Origin of the sequence: Shewanella sp. MEBiC00475, assembly GCF_005234075.1 — a bacterium.
Taxonomy (GTDB): Bacteria; Pseudomonadota; Gammaproteobacteria; order Enterobacterales; family Shewanellaceae; genus Shewanella; species Shewanella polaris.
This window is the reverse complement of record NZ_CP039928.1, coordinates 4,185,419-4,204,489: the sequence shown is the minus strand read 5'-3', so window position 1 is coordinate 4,204,489 and position 19,071 is coordinate 4,185,419. Positions and strand designations below refer to the sequence as shown.

Here is a 19,071-nt window from a genome sequence, read left to right as displayed (position 1 = left end):
TCATCCTTAATTGCAATATTGGTATATAGAGCAGTAAAATAATAAGCGTATGTTAAGTATTGTTGTATAACGGTGAACTAGCAAAATAAGAATTAAAAATAATCCATAAATTCAACATAGGCCCATTGTTAAATTATGATAGTCACTTAATATATATGGAGTGATTGAGTATGATTATCAGAAATTAGTATTATATAAAATTAATACTGTCACAGTATCAAAATAGGTTTAATCTTGTTTTAATTTAATCAATGACTTATTAAAATAAGGATATTAAATGCAAGCGTCTTTACCCCCTGCCTCATCTGGTTTAAATAAAAGCACGATCATCGCAGGTTTACTGTTAGCGATAGGGTTAGGTGCATTAGGCTTATTGCTGAAACAAGCCATCATTGAATACAAATTACTCGACCGTAGTGTCACGGTAAAAGGTTTAGCAGAAAACGAATATCCTGCCGATGTTGTTATCTGGCCGATTCAATTTACTGCGGCGAATAATAATCTTGATGAACTCTATAAACAGCTGGATGCACAAAACACCCAAGTAGTGAATTTTTTAACCAAACAGCATATCAACCCAAAAGAAATCACTCTTACCGCACCAACAATTACAGATAAATTGGCCCAACAATATGGTGGCAACCAACCGGTCACATTACGCTACACAGGATCACAAACCATCACAGTGTATTCTAATGACATTGACAAGGTACGCAATGCGATGCCCCTGTTAACTGAACTCGGTAAAATGGGGATTGTCTTCACTCAAAATAACTATGATACTCAAGTTGAGTATATTTTCAGTCGATTAAATGATGTTAAACCTGACATGATTGAAGAATCCACCACTAATGCACGCCTTGTCGCAAACAAATTTGCCAAGGATTCACAAAGTCGACTGGGTAAAATAAAGAAAGCCACTCAAGGCCAATTTAGTATTAATAATCGTGATAAAAATACACCTTATATTAAGCGTGTACGTGTCGTATCTACCATTGAATATTATTTAGCGGATTAACATTAATGAAAACCATAACCAAAGTCTTGTTACCCATATTGGCACTATTCAGCGCTATGCTGATGGCACAACCGAATGACATCAGCCCTGAATCTATTAAGAAAGTAGGTGCTGACAAAGTGTTTTATCTAGTTCGACACACTGAAAAACTTGAGGGTGACAACCCAGGTTTAACCGCTCAAGGTCAACTTAGAGCCGTTAGATTAGCAAAAGTATTATCAAGCACACTTTTATCCAAGGTTTATACCACCGATTATAAACGCACACGCGAAACTGCACTTGCGGTTGCTCAAGCTCAACATGCAGAACCAAACATATATGACCCACGAGATTTAAAAGCGGTAGCAACGACATTACTTAACGAACAAGGACACATTTTAGTCGTCGGCCATAGTAATACCACCACCGAATTGGTTGAAATGCTTGGTGGAGATAAACAACCTCCGATTGATGATAACAACGAATTCGATCGTCTCTATATTGTCACGGTTGATGGTAATAACCGTATGGTATCAACAGTATTACTGCGTTATTAATGATACCGAGGCAAACTGATGAACCCGATAAAATGCACGCACTATGACTACATTGAATTACTGTGCCTGTATCAATATCGGGTAAAACTGACATTACACTCTGGTGATGTATTTATTGGCAAATTTAGTGCTACAACCTTAGTGAATAACAACAATCAAAGATACGAAGCCATCGTTGGAGTAAGTGACATCCAACAACCACTCATTGTTATTCTATCTGACATAACCCGCATAGATGTACTGAGTGACAAAGCCAAATTTGACCATTTAATACTCACTTAGTCCTTATTGGATCAAACAAAATAAAAATATCCACTTTGGCGCACTAATATTCGACACCCCTTAGTCCAATACATTACAATGCGCAGCATTTTTCGCTTTATTCCTTGTTAATTTGCATAACACTAGGTAGTTGTATGTCCCTTGCTCTAAATCCAGCACAAACCCAAACTGATTTCCCTGATGATATAGCAGCACGCATTGCTCAATCAGAAGCGCGAGTTATCAAAGCTATTTTCCCCTCTAACACTAATCACCATAACACCTTGTTTGGTGGTGATGCGTTAGCGTGGATGGACGAAACCGCTTTTATCGCCGCCACTCGTTTTTGTCGTCAGGCCTTAGTCACGGTCAGTTCTGATCGCATTGATTTTAAAAAAGCGATACCCGCTGGCAGCTTAGCAGAGCTTATCGCTAATGTTATCCATGTGGGAAATACCTCATTAAAAGTTGAAGTTAATATATATGTCGAAGACATGTATAAAGATCATCGCGAACATGCAATTCGTGGGGTATTTACTTTTGTTGCTGTAGACGAAGAGAGAAATCCCGTTCAGGTATGGCCACACGGCTAGAACTAATCCCATATAAATGCAGTCATTAGGCTGCATTGTTTTGTTATTTATTCGACTAAAGTCTATAGTTTTGCTGTTTTTGTTCAATATCATTAATAATATGACATAAAGCCATAGAACACTCGATTACTTTTCTGTTACATTAAATTTATCTTCGCGTGCAACATAGAATAAAAAATGCCATGAAGCTTGAAAATTTAAATATCATCATTGCCGACGATCACCCATTATTCCGTAATGCTTTAAGATTGGCATTGAGTAATACCTTTGAAAAAACTCAATGGTTTGAGGCTGATAGTGCAGAAGCGCTGCAACGTGTTATTGATCAAAAAGAGATAGTTTTTGATTTAATTCTGCTTGATCTACAAATGCCGGGGTCTCACGGTTACTCTACCCTTATCCACCTTCGTACACATTACCCTGACATCCCAGTAGTGGTGATCTCAGCCCATGAGGACATTAATACAATAAGCCGTGCGGTACATTACGGTAGCAGTGGATTTATTCCTAAATCTGCCTCCATGGAAGTATTGGGAGAAGCATTAAATGCCGTGTTATATGGTGATATTTGGTTACCAAAAGGGACTCAAGTCGTTCCTATCCCAGATGATCCATCGGACCAAATGGCCAGTCGACTGACCGATTTAACGCCGCAACAATATCGAGTATTACAAATGTTCGCAGAAGGGTTACTCAACAAGCAAATTGCGTATGACTTTGGTGTTTCTGAAGCCACCATCAAAGCGCATGCAACTGCAATATTTCGTAAGCTTGGTGTTCGCAATCGTACTCAAGCGGTGATAGCATTACAACAACTCGAAATGGATAGAATCGATATATCTTAATGCCTCAAACACTAGAACAACTGCCTTTTTCACAAGCATGTGAAAATAATAAACAGCCTATTTTAACCCTGTTGACACAGTGGCTGAACAATAGGCAACATATTCTTGAAATAGGCAGTGGCACAGGGCAGCACAGTGTCTATTTCGCAAAAAACCTTCCTCATGTGCGTTGGCAACCAAGCGATCAACTACATTATTTAGATACATTGCAAACTCGGCTCAATTTGCAAGCCTCACCCAATCTACAACAAGCAATCTCTCTTGATGTGACCCAGCAGTGGCCACTACTAACATCGAACGTTGATGCTATATTCAGTGCTAATACTCTGCATATTATGAGTCAATCAATGGTGGAAGCCTTTTTTACTGGTGTCGGGAGTGTGTTGGTTAATTCAGGCTCGTTAGTGATTTATGGCCCATTTAATTACCAAGGTCAATTTACCAGTGACAGCAATCGACAATTCAATTTATGGCTGCAACAAAATAATCCACAAAGTAGCATCCGTGATATTGAATGGATTTGTCACTTAGCACAGCAGCAAGGATTAACACTCCAAGAAGATATTGCTATGCCCGCCAATAATCGTATGTTGCATTTTATTAAGTGATCTCAAATCTAAATATTGTTCAAACTGCAATTTATATTGCTAACAAGATAATGTCACACTAACAGTTTATTGATTACCAGTGATGCAATACAGTTAGTACGGCTAGTACGGCCTCACTCAAACCATTTAACAATAATTTTATTACCAAAGCTTGGGTCAACCCATCGAACAGTATCCATTTGATGAGTGACAGACTCGATCCAAAATTTATAAGCTAATGACTGGAATTAAAATACACAAGGACACACATTATGGGTTCGGTTACCACTAAAAGACATCCCAATGGTCTTGATTATGTCGATATAGATACAGCACTCTGCCAAGCTAGAATTTTTATGCAGGGGGCGCAAATAGATCAATTTACTCCTGTAGGTAAAGCACCGCTGTTATGGGTGTCAAGTGCCGATGATTACCAACCGGGTAATGGCATTAGAGGTGGAATACCCATCTGCTGGCCTTGGTTTGGCATGAGTGATGCCAAAGGATTTCCACAACATGGTTTTGCCCGCAATAAAATTTGGGTGCTTGAATCCGTTAATATGCGTAATGAACTCGTTGATTTAATTTTCACTCTACCTGCCAGTGAAATCGATAAGAATTATTGGCCTCACGATAGCCAAATAAAAGTGTTATTTACCTTAGGCGAAAGCTTATCGGTAAGCATAGTGAATACTAACAACGCAGATTATGACATAAAGCTTACCCAAGCATTACACAGCTACTTCCCCATCGAAGATATTCACCAACTTAACGTCAGTGGTTTTAGTGACTCTGCATACATTGAATTTGGTGAAGGCCCTTTCAAACAACATGATGATGTAATCACTTTTAAGCAAGAGACTGATAGAGTGTATACCCAATTAGGTCATACTCAGGAGTTACATACACCCAATGGCACTATTGTGGTTAGCCGTGAAAACAGCCAATCTTCGGTGTTATGGAATCCTTGGATTGAAAAATCAACGCGTTTATCTCGGTTTAACGCTGAAGATTACTTAACCATGGTGTGCTTAGAAGCAGCTAATGTGCGGGAAGACTGTGTGGTAATGGCTCCAGGGCAAAGCCATACATTAACAACTCATATTGGCTGGAAATAAAAACACTTAATCGAGTGATATACGCAGTCATAACGATAAAACACAACCATAGAAAAGGCAGCCTAGGCTGCCTTTGTCACTTTCTAAGATTAATTTTTAATTAATCCATTTCAAGTTTTACATGATTTTATATTATTGATTATCTTCTGGTTTAAACACTGGATTATCAAGATTAGCTTCAAAGCTAGTTGGTGCAATGAAAGTTAAACCTGTTGGGATTTCTTCTAATTTCTGTCCAGCCAGAGTTAACGCTTCTACATATTCAATCATAGATTCGTTATCAATAAAGCCAGACTTAATAACAGGAGAAAGCTTCTTAGTTTCAAAAATATCATAACCATCTTTACCACCAGCAATATAAGCATTGGTAGAAATCTTGTAAGTCATATCAGGATCAATATCGGTACAACTACCAGCAGCTACACCGTTAGGGCATATATGTAAGTCTTCAATTTGTTCACCAGCAACGGCTTTACCATTGAAAGTAAATTCCACATTAGCAAATGTTGGGAATGAACCTGAAGAAGTAGTCAATGAGTAATTAATGGTATCTTCTAGCAGTTGAGTCACATCGCTACCTTTCAACTCAACAATAGCTAACTCATTACTGAAATATAAAAGTGAACCGATAATATAACCTGCAGTTAAATCACCATTTTCATCATTTTTAATATCATTACGCACACCACCAGTGTTTGTAATAGCCATATCAACATCATAACCATGTTGATTTAACTTCCAAACCATAGATGCTGCAACATGGGCACCTGCTTCTGATCCCGTAACCGGTAATGAAGCGCCGTTACGTTTAACACCAGGTTGACGAACATGGTCTAACATACCAGTATCAACTGGATCGTTGGCATCAAATACTTGACCGATCACTTTACCTTCAAACTGTTCAATAAGTGGTTTGTAGTCGATATCGATAATACTGCGCAGTAAAGCATCTTCTTCAGTAATGGCAATATTATCTTGCTCAGCAACAAAGGCTTCTACAGCACTTTGATCAGCTTCAGTCAATGACTCACTTGTATCCTCGACATATTCGTGCGTAAAGTTATCGCCAATTAACAGGGTGTTATTACCTTGACAAACTGTCACATCACCATCTTCAAAAGTAATATCTGCTTGGCCAACAGCTTGAGCAACCTCGCCAGCTTGTACGATACATGTTTTAGAAGTGCCGTTAGGATTAGTAATCATCTCTGCATAACTTGCAATGCTTGAACCCATGCCTCTACCAATATTAGTGAAGTCACCTAATAACGTATGAGAGTGACCACCAACAATGACGTCTACACCGTTAACACTTTCAGCAATGCGGATATCTCTATCTAAGCCGATGTGACTTACCATCACAACTTTATCCACGCCCATCTCATTTAGCGCATCAACTGTGGCTTGAGCAGTTACCACTTCACCATTGAAAACTAAATCTTCACCTGGAGAAGAAATCGACTTCATGTCTTCTAATACTAAACCGAAAATACCAACTTTAACGTCACCGTATTCTTTAATAATGTAAGGCTTAATATTAGTCACACCAGACATTTGAGAGTCTGCACTAGTATCTAAGTTAGCAGCGAGAAGAGGAAAGTTAACCTTATTAACAAATTCAATCAACGGACCATCACCAAGGTCAAACTCGTGGTTACCAATCGTCATTGCATCAAGGTTCATTTCACGCAATAAAGTTGCATTTCCAGCACCTTTTAAGACATTAAAATAAAGTGAACCTTGGAAAGCGTCACCACCGTGTAAAGCGAGGAAAGGCTTATTTTCATCAGCAGCCATCGTTCTAGCATTGTTTAATGCTGTAGCAACACGTGGATAACCACCAACATCAGTGTTAATACTCATGTCTTCAGAATTAACTTGGGCGGTAAAATCTAATGATGTTGGATCAAAACTCGAATGAGTATCGTTGATATGTGCAATGCGTAAGTTAAACGTGTCAATGTTAACGGTAGCATCATCATCACTACTGTTGCAGCCTGTTAATGCAACAATAATAGCCGTTGCCAGTAAACCTTTATACATCGTTTTGTTCATGTAAGACCCCATTATTTAGATAATTTATTATTTTTGCTTGATATGAATCAGCTTTACTTTCGAGTTTAATTATTTGTTTGAGATAAAATAGTTTTTGGTTAAAGAAGGAGGTTTAATACAAAAAACAAAGACACTGTATCAACAAAACCATGATCTAAATTAACCATAAGCAACTGCAAACATTATCCCGAAAATTAGAGACTCTCATTTTTACCGGCTAGATAATAGCAAAATATAGCGGGGATATGTGACGAATTTATAACAAAATGTGACATTTAATTTAATACTAACAAGCAGTTACAACACGCATTATCTTTATTTAAAAACAGTGACACGTTCAGGATGAGGTTTAAACTACTAAAAAAATGGTTTAGCGGAATTTAAACAACTAAACCATTAAATTTATATAGATATTTACTTAAAGCACCTAAAAGGCTGATTGTTTTCTAAGTAAAACAACAAAAGCTTTACCAACAGCCATTAAATTAACATCAACGTAATACTTGCTGTAACCATTGACCTATTTCGGTCAATTGATTAGGTAAAACACTGTGCGCCATCGGAAAGGTTTTCCAAATGGTACTGTAACCCGCTGCATTGAGGGCATCATTTGCCATTTTGCCTGCATATAACGGCACAACATCATCTTGCTCACCGTGATGTTGTAATATTGGCGTCGTACGATTGGCCTCTGCAAGATGCTCAGGTAATTTGTCACCACCGGGTAAATAACAAGAAAGCGCCATGATGCCTGCAAGCTGTTGATCAAAACGCAATCCAGTGAACAAACTCATGACTCCACCTTGGCTAAACCCAGCCAAAATAATTTTATTTGCAGGGATACCACTGTTTATTTGTTCAAGAATTAACTGCTGGATTGCTTTTTCTGAGGCCATAACACCTTGTAGATCTGCACGGTCATGCAAATCCATGCTTTTAATGTCATACCATGACCGCATCACAAAACCGCCATTTATTGTCACCGCTTGTTCTGGTGCGTGGGGAAATATAAAGCGAATACTATGCTGGCTATTGAGGCCTAATGCTGGCACAACAGGGGCAAAACCCGCGCCAGAATCACCTAAGCCATGTAACCAAATCACACAAGAAGTAGCAGCTAATTGTGGTTCAACCACTATTTTTTCTAACGGAGTAGACATATTCATCAATCCTATCAATACAGTAACAATATTATTGGTTATCTTACGTTAATTGATTTTTAACATCGAACTATTCACGCATTTTAACCAAACAAAAAACCTAATTTAATGGCCTTTTATTTGATTAGCACGGTTATAGCCTAAATATACTTTGTTAGATTGGTTGGTTCATATAAACTTAATACAAACAGTTATTGTGCATGTATCCCTGTGAGATCAAGTAACGCTTCTAATTGCACCGGATTATCAAGCTTGAGGCTCCATCTTACTGTGCCAGCATCAGCAACAACCACTAAACCTTGGTGAAAACAACTAATATCATCCACTGATGCAGTAAGCACCAATTGACTATCATGAAATCGGCACTGAATCTCATGAACAGTGACAATAATTTTACCCAATGAAAAATCGATAACCATAATAACTCACTATAGAAACAAAAAATCCCAAGTATAAACTTGGGATTTACACATCAACTAAACTACGGCTCTAATTAATATTAACCGTCGTTCAATCAAACAGATTAGTGGTGATGACCGCCTGCACCATGGGCATGACCATGGGCAATTTCTTCATCAGAGGCATCACGAGCACCGACAACTTCAATATCGAATGTTAACTCACGACCCGATAGAGGATGATTAACATCTACCGTTGCCATAAATTTACCCACTTTGATGATGGTGACTTGACGTTGGCCTTCCTCAGTATTCACAACAGCTGCCATGCCAGGTTTCCATACCTTTGCGCCCACAAGATGTTTCACTGATACGCGTTGTTCAGCGTCAGCTTGACGTTCACCATAAGTGTCGGCTGCTGGAGGAGTAATGGTAAACTTGTCGCCGATTTCTTTACCATTAATAGCAGCTTCGATACCAGGCATCATGTTGTCATGACCATGCAAATATGCAATCGGCTCACGACCTTCATTTGATTCAATCACATCGCCTTTTTCATCACGTAGCGTGTAATTAAACTGCACTATCATATCGTCTTTAATGCTCATTATTGTTCCTTAACTCAAAAATTTGCCGAAGCTTAACAAAAGCCTGCTTATGCATCCACAAAAAAGTACCCATTAACTAGAGAGCATCATAGTTTGATACCTAACGCAGTAAATGTTTGTTGATCGGGGAAACCGTCTGCAATAAGCCCATTTTGCTTTTGAAAGGCTTGTAAACCTAACACTGAATTACGGCCCAAAATACCATCTGGCTTACCGACATCAAATCCTGCATTATTTAGCTTTTGTTGTAATTGCGTTACTATTTCCCGGCTTAATCTTGGTTGTTTAGGTACCGCACGAGTGAGTGCTGCACCACCGTTGATTCGGTCGGCTAAATGCCCTACTGCAATGGCATAAAATTCTGAACGATTCCAACGCATGATCACGTTAAAGTTGTCATATCCTAAGAAAGCAGGTCCGGTATGCCCAGCAGGTAAATACAATGCCGCCTGCATGTCTGGTGTAGAAAGTGGTTGCCCATTGGATTTCTTTATATCCAGCTCACGCCATTTCACTAATGGCAACGGTTGCTTACCGCCTAAATAAGCAAATGAATAATGAGCAGGCAACAGTACTTCACGCCCCCACCGTTCATCCGCTTTCCAACCTAAGTGTTGTAGAAAATTTGCTGCTGAGGTTAATGCATCCACCTCACTGTTCCATAAATCGGCAATACCATCACCATCACCATCAACGGCATATTTTCGATAGTTAGTTGGCATAAATTGAGTGTGGCCCATAGCGCCAGCCCAAGAACCAACCATTTTATTGTCGGCAAATTGGTATTGTTGTTTCAATTTTAATGCTTGTAATAGTTCTCCAGTAAAATAATCACTTCTGCGTGGGTCGCACGCCAAAGTAGCAAGTGAATTAAGTACTGGCATACTGCCTTTGTAACCACCAAAATTAGTTTCAAGCCCCCAAAAAGCAACAATATACTGACCAGGAACGCCATATTCTTTGGTTAATTGGCTTAGCAATTGATGATGTTTAGCCATTAATTTTCGGCCTTGCTCGACTCGCCAAGGGGTCACACGTTTATCAAAGTAATCCCCAAAAGTGGTGGTAAACTCTGGCTGTTGATTATCTAGCTCAATGACTCGAGGGACATATTTTAAGTTTGCTACCGTAGTATCTATAATGTGTTGTGAAATCCCTGCATCCCTGGCTTTTTGTTGTAATCGCACCACACATTGGGCAAAACTTTCTGTCGGTATTATGGGGTCGGCGATCTTGACCAAAGCAGCAGCCTTGGGTATCGGCGTTGATGTTAGAGTCGTTGTAGGGGTTGATGTCGCAGGAGCCGCCGAAGCAGCACAAGCACTCAACACCGTGCAAGATAAAATGATTGAAGCAACAAATACAGCAACACGGCTTTTTCTGGTCATGAAACAACACTTAATTAAGACAAAATGAATGATGAATATCGTGACTCATCGCCCATCAGGAAACAAGAGCTAGTAACATTAATCCCTGTTTATTTATGCTAAATACATCATTAAAAATAAAAATGCTGCAAAATTACCCAGCTAAAATCTTATTAAACAAAATTGTCATTAATTAAGCCTTTTCCTTATTCATTGAGTCCGTATAATGAAACTAATTCTCACTCATTTAAGCGATTTATCATGACTGAACAGACAGCAGCACCAACAAGCTTTATCGAAAACGTAAAACAACACCAAGTCTTATGGGGCTTACAGGATGAAACTGGTGAAGGTTGGGTTGTATGCGACTCATCTGAATTTGAAGAAACTGATGTTATGCCACTTTGGTCAAGCGAAGCAGCTGCAACAAGCCACTGCACTGATGAATGGGCTGACTACAAAGCGGTGACGATTACACTCACCGACTTTTTAGAATACTGGGTAAGTGATTTAAATGATGATGGCGTATTAATTGGCGTTGATTGGGAAGCTGATCAAGAATGCCAAGAGGTTGATCCTATCGTATTAGCCAAAGAATTAGTTGATTTCGAAAAAGAATAATCATTACTAATTTGATCTTACTACTTAAGCTGTTCAGCCATTGAACAGCTTTTTGATATTATAGTGCCTATGCCTACACTGATTGATATTCCTTTTGACAAACGCCACATATGTTGGTTTTGTAACGAACCCAGTAATCATATTTTTGATTACTATAGAATGACTCATACCCCCCATCCCTCTCTAGGTATTCCTGCTTGTAAAGAATGCCATATGTTAGCCAAAAAGAATCTGCTGACCTCTATTTGGGATTGTCGAGATGCGGTCAAAGACAATTTAATGCATCTATATCGTAAAGACTTAGCCATTGGCATTAACTGGACCAAACAAGAACTCGAAGAGTCAGAATTTGATTGTATGATTTTTGGTGGTTTCAAAAAAAGTGCTTGGATGATGTATCAAATAGCCCAAGGCAGAATCAATGCACAGGGATGGCCTCTCAGTCTTGATGGAGTATTACTCGAGGGCGAAATAGCAGGCGATGTCAGTCAATATCAAACTGGTTTTGAATTTGACGGTATTTTGTTTACTTCATTAACAAAAGCCATTAGTCACTATAGCCAAACATTGTCTTTAGACAGTGGTTTTTTACAGCGGTTGATTACCTTACTCGGCAAAGCAAAATTTGGTCATGCCGTAAAAATAGCTCGGATCAATATCGGTATTACTCCTGGGCATCAGCGACAAATTCTTGATGAGCTAATCGAAGATATGGACCAAGAAAAGCCCTAAAAACTCAGAAACGTCTAGCCAAGAATAGTACGCAAACGCTCTTGGACTACACCCACTAATAAATCAGGTTGGAATTTAGAGATAAATTTATCACAACCAACCTTTTCCACCATTGCTTGATTGAAACTTCCACTTAAAGAGGTATTGAGAGTAATATATAGCTTCGCCATTCGAGGGTCATGACGTACTTCTGATGTCAGCTTATAGCCATCCATTTCTGGCATTTCAGCATCGGTAATCATCATTAATAATTCATCTGTAACATCTCGGCCTTCATCTGCCCACGATTGCAATAATCGTAATGCTTGCAACCCATCAGATGCTTCAATAATTTCAAGTCCAAGCTGACTCAATGTGTCTCTGACTTGTTTGCGAGCAGTGGAAGAGTCATCAACGATGAGGATTTTACGACCAGGCATATAAGAGATAAGTGATTCATCAAGTACACCATCAGATATCTTCACATCATAATCAATGATTTCTGCTAACACTTTTTCAACATCAATGATAGACACTAACCGTGCTTGTCCTTCTTCTTCAATACGAGTTATCGCCGTTAAATAATTATGCCCTCCAGCCGATTTAGGTGGCGGCATAATATCGCTCCACGTCATATTAACAATATTCTCGACTTTACCGACTAGAAAACCCTGCACGCTGCGATTGTATTCGGTAATAATCAAGTTACTGTCTTCTGTTACAGGCATCGGCGAAAAGCCTATTGCTTCTCGTAAATTGATTACTGGAATTGATATGCCGCGAATATTAGCCACACCATAGATATTATGATTACTGCCTGGTAAGGAACTTAACGGCGGTAACTTAACCACTTCTTTTACCTTAAATACATTAATGGCAAACAACTGGGTTGAGTTAATGCGAAATAACAATAGTTCTAAACGATTCTCGCCCACTAACTTAGTTCTTTGATCAACCGTATCGAGTACTTTTCTCATGAATGAGTTCCACCTAAAACAAACCAGCAATATCAAAGCTGTATTGACAATAATAAAGCTGATTATACTAAAAAAATATTAATTATCAGTGTCGAACCAAGACTTATGCCACAAAAAATAAAAATATCAGCAAAATAGTCAGCAAAATAGCACTTTACATATATTTTTACACATCTGTGTATTTGTTTTGCTTCTACAAGGATAGAGACTCCAATTGGTTCAACTCTCTCATCAAAACAACACTTAAGCAGCTGATCGATAAAATACTCGACATTCCAGGTTACGATCTATACAGAAGGAAATTGCCAACAACAGCTGTCATTAATGCTGAAACTGACAACGATATGATCAGATTATCTGTTTGGGTTGTAGATCCTGAAAATCTGATTTTGGGTGTATAGACTGCAGCACAAGGTGATCGATAATCCGCTTGTGAACGTATAACACTTCAGATTATTTGATTACATTCATACAGAGGCAGTTATGCTTATCCCACTATTTCCTTTAACCATCTGCTTATTACCACAGGGATATACTCAATTACGTATTTTTGAACCTAGATACAAACGATTGGTGTCTGAATCACTCAAAAGTGATACTGGATTTGGTTTATGCATGTTGGCCGACGATAATAAAACCATTTTACCCATAGGCACACTGACTAAAATTATTGACTTTGAAACGCTTGAAGACGGTTTACTCGGTATCAGTGTTCAGGGGCAACAAGCTTTCACTATTGATCAAATCACCATAGAACCAGACGGTTTAAAGCGTGCTGACGTTAGTTTAATCGACACTTGGCCGAGCGATATCATTGAACCACAAACATCGCAGTCACAAATAGCATCAATTGAGCATAAAAAAGATAAGGTGCTTAGCAATACGTTGAAGCAAATTTTACAACAATATCCACAACACCTCGCTCATTATACTGAAGAAAACTTTAATGATATTTCTTGGGTATGTCAGCGTTGGCTTGAAATTATCCCATTGAGTTCAAAAGAAAAATACCAGTGTATAAATAGTCATGACCATCAATTAGCTAAATCATTGTTAATCGATATTATAAAATAATACTCAACAGTGATCCGAACACAAGAATGTCACGTATAAACTAACCAATCGAACTTGTTTTAACTATTTTTTAAAAGAATTTAGATCAGGTTTTAGCAGAGATTAGCCACGGCATAAATGACAAAATTACTTATGCTCAATGACTTATTTATTGAATGCGAGTGAAATAATGGAAAATGTTCAATTACAAAGCGCACAAAATCGTTATGATAAGGGTCATCTTGCACAAAGATCCCTAATTAAACGAAACGGTGCTATGAAATCAAAAGAACCTAATCCAATGGCAGATGAACTTGCAGCATTAATGATGCAAGTGGCTAACCATCGATGCAAAACATCTTTTGCAAAACTTTTTTCGCATTTTGGCCCCAAAATTAATTCTTTTGGCGTTCAGCGCCTAAGCCAGCAAGGTTTAGCCGTAGATTTAGTTCAAGAGACGATGACACGAGTTTGGACCAAAGCACACCTTTACAATGCCGATAAAGCCGCGGTAAGTACTTGGGTATTTACCATTATGCGTAATCAATGTTTTGACATGCTTCGTAAAGTACAACATAACCGCGAAGATTCATTTGGTGATGATATTTGGCCATTATTTGAGTCTGATGAAGCTGAAAACAAAGATGATGATTTCTTACTATCCTCGAAATTATTGCAACACGTAAAAGAATTACCACCACTACAACGCCAAGTAGTACAAGGTATTTACATGCAAGAGCTAACGCAACAAGAATTAGCAGACAAACTTGATATTCCTATTGGCACGGTTAAGTCTCGACTTAGACTAGGTTTGGAAAAATTAAAAAGCTTTATGGAGAAACACTATGATTAATTACCACCCTGATGAGCATTTGCTGTCTCTCCATGCAAAAGGTGAATTGCCGTTATCAATGTCGATTGCGATTTCTGCCCACGCCGAATTTTGCTCACATTGCCAACAACAACTTGATCAGATGACCATTGCGATGTCTGTACAACAATTTGACTCGGTCACAATGCCTGAATCAGACAACATTAATGATCTCCAATTAGATGCATTACTTAATCAATTATTGAGTTCAACCTTAGATACGTTAGACATTGAGCAACCTAATACAGATAAACATAGTGAAGAAAAAAGCAAAGATAACAGCGTCAATATTAAAGGTCAGCATTACCCGCTACCTCGGGTTTTTCGTAAACAAATTAATGCATCCTGGCAAGGTATTGGCAAAGTCAGTCGTTTAAGACTCGATACAGGAGAACCACAAGCAAGAGCAAGCTTGTTGCACATAGCTGCCAATGGTGAAATTCCCGAACATACCCACAAAGGGGCAGAGCTCACCTTGCTACTCGCGGGAGAATTCAGTGATTGTTATAACACTTATAAACCTGGTGATTTCATGTTGCTTGATAAAGAGCATCAACATTCACCTAAAACACTTGAAGGGTGTTTGTGTTATACCATAGTAGATGCGCCTTTATACTTCACTAGAGGATTCAGTAAGTTACTCAATCCAATTGGCGATTTACTGTATTAGCCATTAGCTTAATTAACGTAATAAATTGCAGTTAAGTATTGACGAATTAGAACTGGTTGATCAATTGAGTCGATAGCATAGCTTACCGCGTTAACCTATGACCTTTGAACACGGATGATGAGGACTTCATGATCCGTGTTAACTTTTTACTCTGCATGTGCATGTGTATGTGCATAAATAGCATCCCGATTGACTGTATTTATTAGTGATATGAATCACACCGAGACATATTTTGATCTAAAACAGTATTTATTTGCTTAAAATTTGAAAAAGACTATTGCCATATGCAAACACTCAGTATATTATCCACACAGATTTAGTTTTCTTGTTAATTTTGGTTACCTACCTGTAAGTCTGCTCAACTTCACTTCGTAAATAAACCCAAGACAAGCTTCTGTACATCGTTTTTGATTTTCAATTAATTATGTTGGTGATTTAAGTTATACCCACGTAATCTTGCTGTCATAAAACTATGTTCAACTTACAAAATTAAGTGCTCAGTGTGTATCAAGTATCTTAAGGTTATGAAGTAACATCAATGTTGCTAACATAAAATAAACCTTAATCAACTATTTACATCACAACACTTGATTAGTGAGTAAAAGATAGGTTAAGTTAAATCTCGAAACATTAATCTTTTGCAACACTAAAAAATGCCAAGGATATTTTATTGAACAATTTTCTCACCAAATGGTGAATATACAAGAAGGAGTGTGACCAATGTCATACAACATGAATGGACACGATATTTCAGTTAACTTTCCAGTTAATTCTATTTCGTCAAATAAAAACTCAATTGCTTTTACCGACAGCCTGGGTAAAAACAAAAAAACATTTTCAAAGCGCATTGAAGCAATCAACTTCATGAAATGGTTAATCTCTGCCAATAAGTAAGATCCCTAACGCTTTGCGTTAATCATTTACTCTGTTATTTAATAAACTCATTTCTCGGTATTCTCCTCTCAATTACCGGATGTTTATTAAAACAGAGTAAAATGAATTTACTCATCAACATAATCTTAAATAATTCCTCAGTATTAACTCTCAAATAAAACCTCAAAAACACCTTAAACACAAATTTATCAACCACTTAAAAGTAGTGTACCTTTCCAACATTCATTCTAAGTTTGTACTATCCGAGAAAACTTTCGTTGGTATCTAGGTAACATTGTGTTATTTCCTAACACCCCACCCTGATGTATATATAAAATTTCTGTTGCGCTGTTAGCATTCTCATTTAAATAATGTTGTAACACTAAAAATCCAACGGGATCGTACAATAATTCAAATTCAATTCCTGACTGACATACTTTTTCCCACATATCAAAACAACGTCGTGATAATTTTCCAAAATGATATTTATGACCATCATTAATAATTTTTGGATAATATATTTCGTCAACTAACTCTGAGAATTGTTGACGTAAATATTCATCACCCCCGACAGTACTGCAAGTTATGACCTCTATAGTAAATACATCCACTATTGATAATTGAGCGAGCTGTTGAATTAATTGCTTATTTAAATATGCTGCAGTAGTCCCCGTACCAGACGGTAAAAATACCATTAGCTTATTTTTCTGTTGTTCTTGTGCCCATTGAATTATTTCAGCAGCCAGTTGCTCGATCCCAGTTTCAGCATACTGACAACGTCCACCTTCTGGAATATACAATAAATGCTTTTTATCAGCGTAGATGGGATCTGATGACACAATATAGTTCATCGCATCGTTTAAATGCATACCAGCAAGATTTTCTGCATAAGCCAAATTGCCAATATCAATAATATTAGCGCCATTTTGTATCGCGGCAGCATAATTACCCTGTGGGTTTTGCAATAAGAAATCACTGATATGACTAACATAATAATTAAACGTCCAGCCCTGCTGATTAGCAAGTACTGACATTGAATATAATGAATTAGCCTGCGCTGATCCAGAAGCCACTAACTGAGTAACATGTGAGTAATCATGATGTAAAAAATGATAAAACTTACGTGCTTTATTACCACTAAAATCAGGATGTAATAAATCATCCCGTTTGACATAGATAATCTGTCTGCCAAAGTTCATTGGCTGTACTGGGCTTATCGAAAACATGCATTGTCTCAATCAACTGTAATATGAGCATTTTAACTAAAAAATGACAAATCTCATCGATTCATTTGTATTAATGATAACTACCAAAGAAAATCGAGTAGGTAAAATCATACTTTAATATATAAAATCAATATCTTAAAAACATGGCATGGATATCGCTATATATTAATCAATATTGACTACAGATAGGAATGAAAATGTCACTTTTACGCTTAATCTTTAATATTGCTTGGTTTTTAATGGGCGGATTTGTTATGGGCCTCGCTTGGTGGTTTGTAGGAGCATTATGCTTTATTAGTATCATAGGTATCCCATTTGGTCGTGCATGTTTTGTTATTGGCGAATTGGCTTTTTGGCCATTTGGACAAGAAACAGTTAACCGTAAACACGTTTCTGGTGAAGAAGACATTGGCACGGGTACATTGGGCTTAGTGGGTAACATTGTGTGGTTTTTATTCTTTGGGATCTGGTTGGCCATTGGTCACTTAGTGCATGCATTGGCTTGCTTTATCACCATTATAGGTATTCCTTTTGCGATACAACACATGAAGCTGGCCTTATTAAGTTTAACCCCTATTGGTCAAACCGTTATTGCCAAACCGACCTATTAAGAATAGTGTTAATCTTATAATGTAAATCTTATAAAAAAGCCGACAACTTTATGTTGTCGGCTTTTTATTAAAAACTAATTCTTAATGTCTTCGCTATGGCAAAATAAAATTAGTTAATCATTCGGCCTATGCCGCCAAGGACAGAACCTTCACCTTGGTCTTTACCGCCACTAGAAGGTGCATGAGCAATAATTCTGTCAGCCATTCGAGAAAACGGTAAGCTTTGTAACCACACAGTACCATGGCCTTGTAAGGTCGCAAGAAACAAACCTTCGCCGCCAAATACCATTGATTTTAATGAACCTGCACGTTGAATGTCATAATCTATTCCTGGGGTAAAACCCACTAAGCAACCAGTGTCGACCCGCAATGTTTCACCCCGAAGCTCTTTTTTAATTAAAGTGCCGCCTGCATGGACAAACGCCATACCGTCACCTTTTAAGCTTTGCAAAATAAAACCTTCACCACCAAAAAAACCGGTACCTAAACGTTTATTAAATTTCATACTAACTTGAGTACCCAATGCAGCCGCTAAAAAGCTGTCTTTTTGGCAGATAAGTTCGCCTTGATGCTCGGATAAATCAATTGCCAAAATGGTACCAGGGAACGGCGCGGCAAATGCCACTTTGCGTTTAAGTTGACCTTCATTACTAAAGTGAGTCATAAAAATGCCTTCACCCGAAATAGCCCGTTTACCGGCGCCAAGTAACTTGCCAAAAAAACCAGATTCAGGCTCAGATCCATCACCCATTTTGGCTTCAAAACAAATATCTTCTTCGATATAAGTCATCGCACCCGCTTCTGCAATCACCGACTCATTGGGGTCGAGTTCCACTTCCACCAGTTGCATACTTGAACCAATGATTTCGTAATCTACTTCGTGACATTTTTTGGTCATCTTTTGCTCCTTCA

General features: G+C 38.0%; 22 protein-coding genes. 14 read left to right on the top strand and 8 right to left on the bottom strand.

Annotation, left to right across the window (positions count from 1 at the left end):
• Positions 1–277 precede the first annotated feature (277 nt).
• The 7 genes from FCN25_RS18630 to FCN25_RS18600 all read left to right on the top strand — a co-directional run bounded on the left by FCN25_RS18630 (position 278) and on the right by FCN25_RS18600 (position 4,958).
• Complete coding sequence (locus tag FCN25_RS18630) at positions 278–1,018, top strand: SIMPL domain-containing protein (RefSeq protein WP_137226881.1); 741 nt, start codon at positions 278–280, stop codon at positions 1,016–1,018.
• A gap of 5 nt (positions 1,019–1,023) precedes the next feature.
• The gene (locus FCN25_RS18625; protein ID WP_137226880.1) at positions 1,024–1,554 is read left to right on the top strand and encodes a histidine phosphatase family protein; all 531 of its coding nucleotides are present in this window, start codon (positions 1,024–1,026) and stop codon (positions 1,552–1,554) included.
• Positions 1,555–1,572: 18 nt separating this feature from the next.
• The gene (locus FCN25_RS18620; protein WP_137226879.1) at positions 1,573–1,836 is read left to right on the top strand and encodes a Rho-binding antiterminator; all 264 of its coding nucleotides are present in this window, start codon (positions 1,573–1,575) and stop codon (positions 1,834–1,836) included.
• 134 nt (positions 1,837–1,970) lie between these two features.
• The gene (locus tag FCN25_RS18615; protein ID WP_137226878.1) at positions 1,971–2,408 is read left to right on the top strand and encodes an acyl-CoA thioesterase; all 438 of its coding nucleotides are present in this window, start codon (positions 1,971–1,973) and stop codon (positions 2,406–2,408) included.
• 182 nt (positions 2,409–2,590) lie between these two features.
• Entirely contained in the window at positions 2,591–3,253 is a 663-nt protein-coding gene (locus FCN25_RS18610; protein WP_137226877.1) for a response regulator transcription factor, read from the top strand.
• Positions 3,253–3,861 (top strand): DUF938 domain-containing protein, encoded by a 609-nt coding sequence (locus FCN25_RS18605; protein WP_137226876.1) that lies wholly within the window; start codon positions 3,253–3,255, stop codon positions 3,859–3,861. Before FCN25_RS18610 ends, FCN25_RS18605 begins: the two co-directional genes overlap by 1 nt.
• Before the next feature lie 251 nt (positions 3,862–4,112).
• Entirely contained in the window at positions 4,113–4,958 is an 846-nt protein-coding gene (locus tag FCN25_RS18600) for a D-hexose-6-phosphate mutarotase (protein ID WP_137226875.1), read from the top strand.
• A 132-nt stretch (positions 4,959–5,090) separates the two neighbouring features.
• On the opposite strand, the gene FCN25_RS18595 is transcribed toward FCN25_RS18600, so the two are convergent.
• From FCN25_RS18595 to FCN25_RS18575, 5 genes are all read right to left on the bottom strand, one after another.
• Positions 5,091–7,013, bottom strand: coding sequence for a bifunctional UDP-sugar hydrolase/5'-nucleotidase (locus FCN25_RS18595; RefSeq protein WP_175405903.1), 1,923 nt, complete (start codon positions 7,011–7,013; stop codon positions 5,091–5,093).
• Between the two features lie 491 nt (positions 7,014–7,504).
• Positions 7,505–8,173 carry an alpha/beta hydrolase gene (locus FCN25_RS18590; RefSeq protein WP_137226873.1) on the bottom strand — a complete coding sequence of 223 codons (669 nt, stop codon included), beginning with the start codon at positions 8,171–8,173 and terminating at the stop codon, positions 7,505–7,507.
• 191 nt (positions 8,174–8,364) lie between these two features.
• Entirely contained in the window at positions 8,365–8,592 is a 228-nt protein-coding gene (locus FCN25_RS18585; protein WP_137226872.1) for a DUF3389 domain-containing protein, read from the bottom strand.
• Between the two features lie 104 nt (positions 8,593–8,696).
• On the bottom strand, positions 8,697–9,179 hold the full coding sequence (locus FCN25_RS18580) for a peptidylprolyl isomerase (protein ID WP_137226871.1): 483 nt from the start codon (positions 9,177–9,179) through the stop codon (positions 8,697–8,699).
• An 86-nt stretch (positions 9,180–9,265) separates the two neighbouring features.
• Positions 9,266–10,567, bottom strand: a complete 1,302-nt coding sequence (locus tag FCN25_RS18575) for a lytic murein transglycosylase (RefSeq protein WP_137226870.1) — start codon at positions 10,565–10,567, stop codon at positions 9,266–9,268.
• Positions 10,568–10,807: 240 nt separating this feature from the next.
• On the opposite strand from FCN25_RS18575, the gene FCN25_RS18570 reads away from it, so the two are divergent.
• Both FCN25_RS18570 and FCN25_RS18565 read left to right on the top strand, forming a co-directional pair.
• Positions 10,808–11,167, top strand: a complete 360-nt coding sequence (locus FCN25_RS18570) for a DUF2750 domain-containing protein (RefSeq protein ID WP_137226869.1) — start codon at positions 10,808–10,810, stop codon at positions 11,165–11,167.
• Positions 11,168–11,236: 69 nt separating this feature from the next.
• Positions 11,237–11,899: a hypothetical protein gene (locus FCN25_RS18565; RefSeq protein ID WP_137226868.1), complete on the top strand. Its 663-nt coding sequence runs from the start codon at positions 11,237–11,239 to the stop codon at positions 11,897–11,899.
• Positions 11,900–11,913: 14 nt separating this feature from the next.
• Here FCN25_RS18565 and FCN25_RS18560 read toward each other — a convergent pair whose 3' ends face one another.
• Positions 11,914–12,855, bottom strand: a complete 942-nt coding sequence (locus FCN25_RS18560) for a chemotaxis protein CheV (protein ID WP_137226867.1) — start codon at positions 12,853–12,855, stop codon at positions 11,914–11,916.
• Positions 12,856–13,338: 483 nt separating this feature from the next.
• Between FCN25_RS18560 and FCN25_RS18555 the strand changes: the two genes are divergently transcribed.
• The 4 genes from FCN25_RS18555 to FCN25_RS20970 all read left to right on the top strand — a co-directional run bounded on the left by FCN25_RS18555 (position 13,339) and on the right by FCN25_RS20970 (position 16,343).
• The gene (locus FCN25_RS18555) at positions 13,339–13,929 is read left to right on the top strand and encodes an LON peptidase substrate-binding domain-containing protein (RefSeq protein ID WP_137226866.1); all 591 of its coding nucleotides are present in this window, start codon (positions 13,339–13,341) and stop codon (positions 13,927–13,929) included.
• A 169-nt stretch (positions 13,930–14,098) separates the two neighbouring features.
• The gene (locus FCN25_RS18550; protein ID WP_137226865.1) at positions 14,099–14,761 is read left to right on the top strand and encodes a sigma-70 family RNA polymerase sigma factor; all 663 of its coding nucleotides are present in this window, start codon (positions 14,099–14,101) and stop codon (positions 14,759–14,761) included.
• A complete protein-coding gene (locus FCN25_RS18545) occupies positions 14,754–15,449 on the top strand; it encodes a ChrR family anti-sigma-E factor (RefSeq protein WP_137226864.1) in 696 nt (231 codons plus the stop codon). The genes FCN25_RS18550 and FCN25_RS18545 overlap by 8 nt, the downstream gene beginning before the upstream one ends.
• A 720-nt stretch (positions 15,450–16,169) precedes the next feature.
• On the top strand, positions 16,170–16,343 hold the full coding sequence (locus tag FCN25_RS20970; RefSeq protein ID WP_167496011.1) for a hypothetical protein: 174 nt from the start codon (positions 16,170–16,172) through the stop codon (positions 16,341–16,343).
• Between the two features lie 227 nt (positions 16,344–16,570).
• Here the strand turns inward: FCN25_RS20970 and FCN25_RS18540 are convergent, their stop codons facing one another.
• A complete protein-coding gene (locus FCN25_RS18540) occupies positions 16,571–17,548 on the bottom strand; it encodes a 1-aminocyclopropane-1-carboxylate deaminase/D-cysteine desulfhydrase (RefSeq protein ID WP_137226863.1) in 978 nt (325 codons plus the stop codon).
• 197 nt (positions 17,549–17,745) lie between these two features.
• Between FCN25_RS18540 and FCN25_RS18535 the strand changes: the two genes are divergently transcribed.
• A complete protein-coding gene (locus FCN25_RS18535) occupies positions 17,746–18,159 on the top strand; it encodes a YccF domain-containing protein (protein ID WP_137226862.1) in 414 nt (137 codons plus the stop codon).
• A 109-nt stretch (positions 18,160–18,268) separates the two neighbouring features.
• Here FCN25_RS18535 and FCN25_RS18530 read toward each other — a convergent pair whose 3' ends face one another.
• Complete coding sequence (locus FCN25_RS18530) at positions 18,269–19,057, bottom strand: TIGR00266 family protein (RefSeq protein ID WP_137226861.1); 789 nt, start codon at positions 19,055–19,057, stop codon at positions 18,269–18,271.
• Positions 19,058–19,071: the final 14 nt, after the last annotated feature.

What these genes read in the sequence shown, in the direction of transcription:
- FCN25_RS18555 (WP_137226866.1), top strand. Translation starts at nt 13,339, where the DNA reads ATGCTTATCCCACTATTTCCTTTAACCATCTGCTTATTACCACAGGGA.
- FCN25_RS18575 (WP_137226870.1), bottom strand. Translation starts at nt 10,567, where the DNA reads ATGACCAGAAAAAGCCGTGTTGCTGTATTTGTTGCTTCAATCATTTTA.
- FCN25_RS18545 (WP_137226864.1), top strand. Translation starts at nt 14,754, where the DNA reads ATGATTAATTACCACCCTGATGAGCATTTGCTGTCTCTCCATGCAAAA.
- FCN25_RS18535 (WP_137226862.1), top strand. Translation starts at nt 17,746, where the DNA reads ATGTCACTTTTACGCTTAATCTTTAATATTGCTTGGTTTTTAATGGGC.
- FCN25_RS18585 (WP_137226872.1), bottom strand. Translation starts at nt 8,592, where the DNA reads ATGGTTATCGATTTTTCATTGGGTAAAATTATTGTCACTGTTCATGAG.
- FCN25_RS18600 (WP_137226875.1), top strand. Translation starts at nt 4,113, where the DNA reads ATGGGTTCGGTTACCACTAAAAGACATCCCAATGGTCTTGATTATGTC.
- FCN25_RS18610 (WP_137226877.1), top strand. Translation starts at nt 2,591, where the DNA reads ATGAAGCTTGAAAATTTAAATATCATCATTGCCGACGATCACCCATTA.
- FCN25_RS18530 (WP_137226861.1), bottom strand. Translation starts at nt 19,057, where the DNA reads ATGACCAAAAAATGTCACGAAGTAGATTACGAAATCATTGGTTCAAGT.
- FCN25_RS18580 (WP_137226871.1), bottom strand. Translation starts at nt 9,179, where the DNA reads ATGAGCATTAAAGACGATATGATAGTGCAGTTTAATTACACGCTACGT.
- FCN25_RS18550 (WP_137226865.1), top strand. Translation starts at nt 14,099, where the DNA reads ATGGAAAATGTTCAATTACAAAGCGCACAAAATCGTTATGATAAGGGT.
- FCN25_RS18625 (WP_137226880.1), top strand. Translation starts at nt 1,024, where the DNA reads ATGAAAACCATAACCAAAGTCTTGTTACCCATATTGGCACTATTCAGC.
- FCN25_RS18605 (WP_137226876.1), top strand. Translation starts at nt 3,253, where the DNA reads ATGCCTCAAACACTAGAACAACTGCCTTTTTCACAAGCATGTGAAAAT.
- FCN25_RS20970 (WP_167496011.1), top strand. Translation starts at nt 16,170, where the DNA reads ATGTCATACAACATGAATGGACACGATATTTCAGTTAACTTTCCAGTT.
- FCN25_RS18620 (WP_137226879.1), top strand. Translation starts at nt 1,573, where the DNA reads ATGAACCCGATAAAATGCACGCACTATGACTACATTGAATTACTGTGC.
- FCN25_RS18540 (WP_137226863.1), bottom strand. Translation starts at nt 17,548, where the DNA reads ATGTTTTCGATAAGCCCAGTACAGCCAATGAACTTTGGCAGACAGATT.
- FCN25_RS18615 (WP_137226878.1), top strand. Translation starts at nt 1,971, where the DNA reads ATGTCCCTTGCTCTAAATCCAGCACAAACCCAAACTGATTTCCCTGAT.
- FCN25_RS18595 (WP_175405903.1), bottom strand. Translation starts at nt 7,013, where the DNA reads ATGAACAAAACGATGTATAAAGGTTTACTGGCAACGGCTATTATTGTT.
- FCN25_RS18570 (WP_137226869.1), top strand. Translation starts at nt 10,808, where the DNA reads ATGACTGAACAGACAGCAGCACCAACAAGCTTTATCGAAAACGTAAAA.
- FCN25_RS18590 (WP_137226873.1), bottom strand. Translation starts at nt 8,173, where the DNA reads ATGTCTACTCCGTTAGAAAAAATAGTGGTTGAACCACAATTAGCTGCT.
- FCN25_RS18565 (WP_137226868.1), top strand. Translation starts at nt 11,237, where the DNA reads ATGCCTACACTGATTGATATTCCTTTTGACAAACGCCACATATGTTGG.
- FCN25_RS18560 (WP_137226867.1), bottom strand. Translation starts at nt 12,855, where the DNA reads ATGAGAAAAGTACTCGATACGGTTGATCAAAGAACTAAGTTAGTGGGC.
- FCN25_RS18630 (WP_137226881.1), top strand. Translation starts at nt 278, where the DNA reads ATGCAAGCGTCTTTACCCCCTGCCTCATCTGGTTTAAATAAAAGCACG.